This is a genomic window from Mesorhizobium neociceri (genome assembly GCF_013520985.1).
Taxonomy (GTDB): domain Bacteria; phylum Pseudomonadota; class Alphaproteobacteria; order Rhizobiales; family Rhizobiaceae; genus Mesorhizobium; species Mesorhizobium neociceri.
Genome location: NZ_JACDTY010000026.1, coordinates 69,777 through 78,226, shown reverse-complemented (window position 1 = coordinate 78,226; position 8,450 = coordinate 69,777). Strand labels below are relative to the sequence as shown.

The 8,450-nt window shown below is 59.0% G+C and carries 8 protein-coding genes; 3 read left to right on the top strand and 5 right to left on the bottom strand.

What is annotated here, in order from left to right; all coding sequences use genetic code 11:
• Nucleotides 1-626: 626 nt before the first annotated feature.
• The 5 genes from H0241_RS35900 to H0241_RS31420 are packed head-to-tail and all read right to left on the bottom strand — an operon-like array spanning nt 627 to nt 5,199.
• Nucleotides 627-785 (bottom strand): hypothetical protein, encoded by a 159-nt coding sequence (locus tag H0241_RS35900; RefSeq protein WP_235984583.1) that lies wholly within the window; start codon nt 783-785, stop codon nt 627-629.
• Complete coding sequence (locus tag H0241_RS31435; RefSeq protein WP_181061646.1) at nt 782-2,386, bottom strand: GMC family oxidoreductase; 1,605 nt, start codon at nt 2,384-2,386, stop codon at nt 782-784. The genes H0241_RS35900 and H0241_RS31435 overlap by 4 nt, the downstream gene beginning before the upstream one ends.
• A 53-nt stretch (nt 2,387-2,439) precedes the next feature.
• A complete protein-coding gene (locus tag H0241_RS31430; RefSeq protein ID WP_181061645.1) occupies nt 2,440-3,501 on the bottom strand; it encodes an SIS domain-containing protein in 1,062 nt (353 codons plus the stop codon).
• Between the two features lie 60 nt (nt 3,502-3,561).
• Nucleotides 3,562-4,476, bottom strand: coding sequence for an ROK family protein (locus H0241_RS31425; RefSeq protein ID WP_181061644.1), 915 nt, complete (start codon nt 4,474-4,476; stop codon nt 3,562-3,564).
• Nucleotides 4,477-4,482: 6 nt separating this feature from the next.
• Entirely contained in the window at nt 4,483-5,199 is a 717-nt protein-coding gene (locus tag H0241_RS31420; protein WP_181061643.1) for a GntR family transcriptional regulator, read from the bottom strand.
• A gap of 160 nt (nt 5,200-5,359) precedes the next feature.
• Between H0241_RS31420 and H0241_RS31415 the strand changes: the two genes are divergently transcribed.
• The 3 genes from H0241_RS31415 to H0241_RS31405 are packed head-to-tail and all read left to right on the top strand — an operon-like array spanning nt 5,360 to nt 8,449.
• Nucleotides 5,360-6,691: an ABC transporter substrate-binding protein gene (locus H0241_RS31415; RefSeq protein ID WP_235984582.1), complete on the top strand. Its 1,332-nt coding sequence runs from the start codon at nt 5,360-5,362 to the stop codon at nt 6,689-6,691.
• Nucleotides 6,654-7,631: a carbohydrate ABC transporter permease gene (locus tag H0241_RS31410; RefSeq protein WP_181061641.1), complete on the top strand. Its 978-nt coding sequence runs from the start codon at nt 6,654-6,656 to the stop codon at nt 7,629-7,631. Before H0241_RS31415 ends, H0241_RS31410 begins: the two co-directional genes overlap by 38 nt.
• The gene (locus H0241_RS31405) at nt 7,628-8,449 is read left to right on the top strand and encodes a carbohydrate ABC transporter permease (RefSeq protein WP_181061640.1); all 822 of its coding nucleotides are present in this window, start codon (nt 7,628-7,630) and stop codon (nt 8,447-8,449) included. Before H0241_RS31410 ends, H0241_RS31405 begins: the two co-directional genes overlap by 4 nt.
• Nucleotide 8,450 lies beyond the last annotated feature (1 nt).

Here is an 8,450-nt window from a genome sequence, read left to right as displayed (position 1 = left end):
TGCCTGACGGCGCCGCAATCCAAGACACCTGCCCCATCAGGCAAGTCGCGTGAACCGCTTCGACGCAAAACAGAAGCGGACAGATCATGTGCTACCAAAACCGGACAACTTGATTAGCTACTGACACTCTATCAGCTATCCTGCTTCCTTCCGCCGCGCTGTGTCAAACGTCCTCCTCGTCCGGTACTGAGATTGGGCAGGCCCGGAGGACGTATTAAAATCGTTGATTTTATTGGCTTTTTCGTGGGCCAGAATCTGAAATCTTCCCGTATAGTTCCGCATGGTTCCGTGACGCTATAAAGTCGACGTTAGCTAACCCCAATGCCTCCTTTGCGAACATACGCGGCCCTTCGGGGCCATGTACCAGAATGACCGCAATTGGGCCGAGGACAGACTGTTTGGAAGGCATCCGCGCGAAAGCCGCCATTCCGCGTAAACTTTGCCGGACGAGGCACGGCATACTCCGCTACCATTTCCAAGAGGACATTCCGGCTGTAGAAGGCCCATCTCCAACGTCTACGGTAGGCAGACGCCACTTATGGTGCGGATGTTAGCACTCCGAGCGGGGTTCCGGCATCCGAATAAATGTTCGCGATGAAGACCAGTCCGCCGAGTGATCGTCCGGATCAGTGATCCATGGCCTTGGCGATCTCTTCGGTCATCTTCTTGGCGTCGCCGAGCAGCATCATGGTGCCGTCCCTGTAGAACAGCGTGTTGTCGATACCGGCACGCCACCGGCATTCATTGACCTTGGAGATTAAAGAACGCCAAGTCGCATCGCTCAAGCAATTTGGTGAACGATCGCCGCCGATATTTTCTCGGCAGCCATGATGATGGGGGCGTTTACATTGGCGGAGGGGATTTTCGGTAAGATCGAGCCGTCAACAATACGCAGATGTTTAGTCCCGTGCACCATGCCCACCGCATCCGTTACCGCGTCACCGTCCGTGCCCATGCGGCACGTGCCGATTGGATGATGTTCTGTGTTCGCGACATTTCGGATAAAGGCCTCGATATCGGCATCGGTTGAATCGCGGCCAACCGCGTCCAATTGCCCGGCGCTGTGCTTGCTCCAGGCAGCCTGTCCGGCCATTTCCAGAGTCTTGCGAACACCGTCGACCATTTCGACCATATCGCGCCGGTCATCGAAATAGTTGAAGTGGATGGCCGGATACGTTTTTGGGTCCGCTGATTTCAGCCGGATCGCGCCGCGGCTGAACGGGCGCATCTGGCTGACAAAATACTGGAAGCCGTCTCCAAGCATCACTTTTCCGGATTGGAAGTCGGCCAGAAAAGGCAAAAATTCGTGCTGCAGGTTAAAATAGTCGGTGCCGCTGCCACCATCGAAAAAGGCACCAACTTCGAAGAAGCTGGTGGCGCCCAGCCCGGACCTGAACAGCAGCCATTCCAAACCCAATTTGATCCGTCCGAAACCTTCGAGCTTGCGGTTGATGGCGTCGGCACCGTTGGAACGGAAGCGCAATGAGGCCACGACGTGATCTTGCAAGTTCCGTCCGACACCTGGGCTGTGCGAGACCAACGGAATACCATGACTGTGTAGGTGATCGGCTTCACCCACGCCCGAGAGCATCAGGATGTGGGGTGATCCTATCGTTCCGGCGGACAGGATCACCTCACGCCCTGCCATGGCCTTTTCGGCCTGACCATTGCGGCTGTAACCGACGCCCTTGGCCGTCGTGCCATCAAAAACGATTTTCTCGACGAAGCAGCCGGTTTTGACGGTCAGGTTGGGGCGCGACATCGCCGGGCGCAGATAGGCCGCGGCGGTGGAACAGCGCACGCCCTTGCGGATCGTTGCTTGGGTGACGTGCACACCTTCCTGGCTGCCGCTGTTGTAGTCACCGGCGTTGCCGAGCCCATATTGCTCACCTGCCCGCAAAAAAGCATCGTAAAACGGATGTTTGGCCTCGCTGCGGGTCACGCTCAACGGGCCGGAGCCACCCCTGTTGGGATCGCGCCCACCCTCAAAACTCTCCATCTTGATAAAATAAGGCAGGCAGTCGGCGAAGCTCCAGCCCTCGACGCCGAGCCCAACCCATTGGTCATAATCCTTGGGATTGCCACGGACGAAGACCATGCCGTTGATCGACGAACTGCCCCCAAGACAGCGGCCGCGCGCCTGGCCGATCCTTCGATCGTGCAAGGCGGGTTCCGGCTCGCTTTCGAACTTCCAGTTGTAGACGTCGCTTTCTATTGGGAACGTCAGCGCGGCTGGCATCTGGATAAAGAGGCTTCGGTCCGATGGTCCCGCTTCCAGAAGGCAGACGGATACGTTGGGGTCCTCGGTCAGGCGATTGGCCAGTACGCAACCGGCGGACCCCGCTCCCACGATGACATACTCGTATTCATTGGATTTGACACTCATAAGTGAGGTCCTCGCGTGCAATCGGTTTGGTCGGAGGCGAAGTTGGGAGCGGACTACTCGACCGTTGTCACTTTGGTGCCATTAAGGAAAACTGCGGGCGTAAAACCCCGGGCAACCGCCAAAGGCACCATCATGAACTGCAGCGGGATGATTTCCAAAGCCGGCAACAAGACAGAAGGAGCGTTCGGCAGTTCCAGGATTTCAATCCCCGACCTTCGCAACTCCTTCGGAGGATTGGAGGCGATCACCAGACAGCGCCCGCCAAAGCGGGCGATATCCTGGGCTGTAAGTTCGTTCAGCTCGCGCTCCGGACCACTGCCAAGGAACAGCACCGCGCGAAATCCTTCGCGCACCAGTTCAAGCGGACCGTGACGGAACTGTCCGCCGGTCAACGCGGTCGAGTCGAGCTTGGTGGCCTCCACCGTCATCAACGCAGCCATGGCTGCGCTGGAATAGCTGGCGCCGCGGGCAATGAAGCTCAGCGGTTTGTCATGACCGAGAAATTCGAAAGCTTCATGCGCACCACCTTCGAACCGGTCGAGATGGGCCGCCGCTGCATCGGCCACAAGCTCTATCTCAGCCGCAGTTTCCCGAGTTCTGTCGAGGAGGATACGCTCGACAACGCAGAGCGCGATGAAACCCGCCACATAGGTCTTGGTCGAAACCGCGTCTTCCCTGCCGGCGTCGGTTGCTATGGCGCAATCGGCCCATGCTGAAAGTGAATTGGTGGGGCCGTTGGTGATTGAAATCACGGAAAACGGCCGGCTGGCGCTTTCGGTCAGTTTCTTCAGCTCTACGCTTTCTCCCGATTGGGAAATCGCGATCACCAGCGTGTCGGCACGCAGCACCTCCGGCGCTTGTTGGATAAGTTCGGAGGTGTCCCAAAGCGAAACCGGCACAGCCATTGTCCGTGCCAGCCGCTGCCAACTGCCGTAGGCACTGTGTAGCGATCCCCCCATACCAGTCAAAATGATGTGACGTATCCGGCCGCTGGCCACAGCAGACGAGAGCGCCTCTATCTGAGCGGCCTTTGCCTCCGTTACACCTGCCAAGGCGCGGCGTATCGCTGCGGGTTGCTCGCGGATATCGGCCAGGAAGTTTTTTGCGACAGTCATGACAACTCCATCTGTAATTTTCGGGGCAGAGGCGCGGTCGCCTCATGAAAAGAGGGTTCGTTAGAACATCTGTGCCGCCGCGCCGATGATCCCCGCATCATTGCCGAGTTCAGCGATCCCGAAACTCGTGTTTTCGACGTTCGAGGGCATGCCGCGTCGCTTGGTTTCGGCAAGGATCGCATCAACGAGGATCCCACCGGCCGCGCTGATGCCGCCGCCAACCAGAACCTTCCTGGGTGCAAAAATGTTGCACCAACTGGCCGCGGCCATTCCGATCCAGAGCCCGGCTTCGGATATAATACCGATGGCCTGAGCATTGCCGTCCAAGGTGTCGCGGACGAGCGCGGCGGTAGCACTCGTAGCTTTGTGACCCGGTCGAACCCGGCGGGCATACGCCTCGATCGCCTCGCCCGAGGCTACGGATTCGAGGCACCCCAGACAGCCTTTCCGGCAGCGCACCGCATTATCGCGCACAACAATGACGTGGCCGGCGTCGCCAAGACAGCCATTCGCAGTGCTTGTCGGCACACCGTCCACCAGGAACGCCAGACCAATGCCGGTGCCGACGGTAATCATCAGCAGCCGATCAATACCACGACCGGCTCCGAAGCGATGCTCGGCAATCGCCCCCGCGTCTGCATCGTTGATGAGCCGGACCGGACACTGAAAGCGGCGCTTGAGGATATCGGCGATCGGCATCCCGTCGAGTGCCAGGACATTACTGTCATCACCACTGGCATGATCCGGAAGAATGTGACCGGGGTAGCCGACGCCGATCCCGGCGAGCCGCTCGACCTTTTGGCCGCGCATGAGATCGTCGATGGCATTGGCGTAGTTGGAGAGGATCCTTTCGCCGCTGGCCGCCTTTGCATAGGTCACCCGTTGACGTGCAACGATCTTGCCGTCAGGCGAAACGAGCCCAAGCTTGGTGCTTCCTCCGCCAATGTCCACGCCCATGACGAACTTCTCGCTCATGTGGGTTCAGTCCGCGAGGCGGTAGCGACTGACATGCAGTTTGAAATCGCCCCCACGATAGGTTGATTTCACATACTCGGCCACGTCATCGCTTTCGGTCAGCGTGACGCGCCAAACAGCCAAAAGCGGGCTCCCTGGAGCAACCTTCAACACCTGCGCCTCCTCCTCGGTCGCGGCCACAGGCTCGAACAGGGCGTCGGTCCAGGCTGGGACCACGCCCCAGCGTTCTTCGATCTGGCTGTAGAGAGAGCCTTCTCCGACATTCAACCCTTCAATGCCGGAATACATATCGACCGGCAGGTAGACGTCCTCGATCGCAATCGGCACCCCGTTTATCGTGCGAACGCGCTTGAGATAGACGAGAGAAACATTGGCCGGATGCTGAATCTTCAGATGGTTCTGCATGTCCTGGGGCAAGGACGCCACGATTTGTCTTTCAAGGACGATCGTGCCCGGCGTGTCGCCCGTTTTGCGAACCTCATGGGTGAAGCTGTGAAATCCAGAGACGCCGCCCATGCGTGCAGCGGTCTTGAAATACCCGCGGCCCTGCTCGCTATATATTAGCCCCCGCGCTTCGAGCCGCTTCAGTGCTTGCCGCACCGTCACTCGGGAGACCTTGAACTCCTTGGCGAGCGCGCTTTCCGAAGGCAGTTGCGGACCTTCGTCGCTCCTCGCGCCGCTCTCAATGTCGGCCGCCAGAATGTCGGACACTTGCGCGTACATCGGCGCGCCCCCTGTCCTGCGAACCCCCATCTTACGGAACCCTCGTTCGCTCACTTTGCCGGCTCCTCGATTCGCATGTTTTCATGACTCGACATCAGGATATTAGCATGTTAATACAAGCTGTCAACGTAACGCTGCCTTAGGAGAGTCCGAAGTGAGTATGAAAAGACATGCGAAACTTCTCGCCGCCGCCGCCGCCGCACTGGCTATCTCGGCAGGCCCGGCTTTTGCTGTCGATTGGAAAGCGCAATCTGGTACGGAAATCACCGTTCTTCTCAGCGAGCACCCCTGGACAGTGGCGCTGAGGAAGAACATTTCCGAGTTCGAGGCCCTTACCGGAATAAAGGTCAACATTTCCGCCTTTGCTGAAGACCTCTACACGGATCGCATGAACCTTGCGGTTCGTTCCACGGAGCCGCTAGCCGATGCGTATATGGTCCAGATGGACTCGGCCCTGTTCGAACAGTGGGGCGCGGATGCGGTCGAGCCACTAACCCCATTCCTCAACGACGCCAACAAGACGGATGCGGCCTACGACCTGCAAGATTACCCGGCCGGGTTCCGGCTTGGCGCGACGTTTCCAGTGAACGATCCGGCGGCCCGGCTCTATTCGATCCCGATCTCGTTCGAAGCCTACACGCTGTTCTACAACAAGGATCTCGTCGCAAAATATCTGGGTGGCAAGGTGCCGGCAACCATGGATGAGCTCATGGCCGACGCCGCCAAAGTGACGGCGGCGGGCAATGGGCAGGATTTCGGCGCCGCGATGCGCGGCAAGCGATCGGCCGAACTTGTTGATACGATGACCGGGATCGTGCTGGATGCCTGGGGCGACCAGCCCGCGGCACTGCCGGAAAATATCTGGTTCGATGGCGACTGGGCCAAACCGCGCTTCAACGATCCGCGCATTGCCAAAGGCCTATCCTACTATGCGAGCCTGCTGAAGGCTGGCCCACCAAGCGTGCTGTCGTATGGCTGGGAAGACGCCAGCCGCTTCTTCTCCGAAGGGCACGCAGCCTTTTTCGTCGACGCTTCGGTCTTTGGCCCCGGCTTCGAGGATCCGGCTTCATCCAAGATCGCTGGCAAGGTCGGCTATGCGCCCCTTCCCCCGTCCGCTGGCGACATCGGGTATAGCGGTCACTGGTCGTGGGGCATCTCAATCCCGAAGAACTCGAAGAAGAAGGATGCGGCCTGGCTGTTTGTGGAATGGGCAACAGGCAAGGCCATGACGGCCGAACTTGGCAAAAACACTGGCGGCGCTCCGCGCCTCTCGTCCTGGGCGGATGCCGGCTACAAAGCCGCGCTCAACCCGGGCTATGTGGCGGCGGTGCAGACCCAGATGCAGCACACCCGCCCGACCTCCGTCTTCCGTGAAGGCTGGAGCGAAGTCGTCTTGCAGATCGTCGACACGATCCACGCGATGGTCGCGGGCACGCCTCCGCAACAGGCGGCCGATGGACTGCAAGAAGCGCTGGCTGGCACTTTCCAATAACGCCTTCGGCGGGTGGGGCGAACCGCCCCGCCCGCCGCACCGGTCCAAGATGCCTCTGATGTTGGAGACGACCATGCGGCGTACGGCGTTTAACCCTTACTGGCTTCTGGTGCCGGCATTGTTGATGCTGGCGCTCAACACGTTTTACCCAGTGATCTATTCGATCTATCTGTCTTTCACCGATTGGAACTGGGGCAAAACCAGCAATTTCGTCGGGCTGACGAATTTTATCAACGTCCTGACCAAACCCCAGTTTCGCGGCGCATTCTTCAACACGCTGATCTTTTCGGTTTCCGCCGTTGTTGTGGAGACCCTGCTCGGGCTCGGGCTGGCGCTGGTCATCAATCGGCTCACGGTAGGCGCCGGAATAATCCGAACCATTCTTCTGATGCCCCTGATGGTTTCTGGTATCGCCGTGTCCCTGGTCTGGAAAGTGTTGCTGGACCCGACCCAGGGCATCATAAACTATTTTCTGGCTCAGATCGGCATCGCCGGCCCTGCATGGCTGGGCACCGTGCCCACCGCCATGCCCTCCATCATAATGATCGACACGTGGTGGCAGACAGCTTTTACCTTCATCATTCTGTCCTCCGCGCTCAAGGGCCTGCCTGCCGAGCCCTTTGAAGCCGCGCAGCTTGAGGGCGCCGGCGCGTGGGCAACCTTCCGCCACATCACCTTGCCGATGCTCAAGCCCGTGCTCATTACCGTCATCATTTTCCGCACGGTGGACACGCTCAAGATCTTTGACATTGTCTTCGGCACCACCGGCGGTGGACCGCTTCGCGCCACTGAAGTCGTGCAGACGCTGGCTTACCAGACCGCCTTCAAGTTTCACCGCTTCGGCGAGTCGGCGGCGCTTTCGGTTGTGTTCTCCCTCATCATCCTGCTGCTTTGCCTTGCCTATCTTCGGCTCGACACCACGGAAGAGGACGCATCGTGAGACCGGCATCCCTCGGCATCGTCTGGCGCTACGCAGCGGCAATTTTGGCCGCGATCATTTCGATCTTCCCAATCCTTTGGATAGCGATGATCGCCCTGAAAACCCGCACCGACGCCTTCGCCATCCCGCCGGTCTGGTTTTTTTCCCCAGTCTGGGAGCATTTCCAGCGCGCCTGGACCACCAGCGGATTTTCGGGGGCATTTTTCAACAGCGTGCTCGTATGCGTGATAGGCAACCTGCTCGCTTTTGCCGTTGGCATACCCGCCGCCTACATGCTGAACAAACGCCGCGTGCCGGCAAAGCGGGCAATTCTGATCTGGCTGCTGATATCCTACATGCTTCCCGAGTTCCTGTTCGTGATCCCAATGTATGTGTTCTATCAATACGTTGGTCTCTATGACACGGTAATCGGCCTGGCGATCGTCTATCAGATTTTCACCTTGCCATTCACGATCTGGCTTGCGCGCGCTTTCTTCGCCGATGTGCCCTCTTCCCTGGCTGAAGCCGCTCAGCTGGAGGGCGCCTCAACCAGCCAGATTATCTGGAAAATCTATGTGCCCATCGCCGCGCCTGGGCTTGCGGCCACCGCTATCCTGAATTCGATAAAGATGTGGAACGAGTTGACCATCGCGCTCGCCCTGACTTTCGACCGCGCCCAAACCGTCACCTTGGCCGTCGCGGGTTTTCGTGGCTATGCCTCGATCGACTGGGGCGCAATGTCGGCGGCATCCATCATCGTAATACTGCCCATGGCGCTTTTTGCCATCCTCGCGCAACGCCGCATCGTGCAGGGGTTGAGTCTCGGTGCCGTCAAATAGG

Coding starts and splice junctions, on each gene's coding strand:
- H0241_RS31435 (WP_181061646.1), bottom strand. CDS start 2,386: ATGAGTGTCAAATCCAATGAATACGAGTATGTCATCGTGGGAGCGGGG.
- H0241_RS31430 (WP_181061645.1), bottom strand. CDS start 3,501: ATGACTGTCGCAAAAAACTTCCTGGCCGATATCCGCGAGCAACCCGCA.
- H0241_RS31425 (WP_181061644.1), bottom strand. CDS start 4,476: ATGAGCGAGAAGTTCGTCATGGGCGTGGACATTGGCGGAGGAAGCACC.
- H0241_RS31420 (WP_181061643.1), bottom strand. CDS start 5,199: ATGTACGCGCAAGTGTCCGACATTCTGGCGGCCGACATTGAGAGCGGC.
- H0241_RS31415 (WP_235984582.1), top strand. CDS start 5,360: ATGAAAAGACATGCGAAACTTCTCGCCGCCGCCGCCGCCGCACTGGCT.
- H0241_RS31410 (WP_181061641.1), top strand. CDS start 6,654: ATGGACTGCAAGAAGCGCTGGCTGGCACTTTCCAATAACGCCTTCGGC.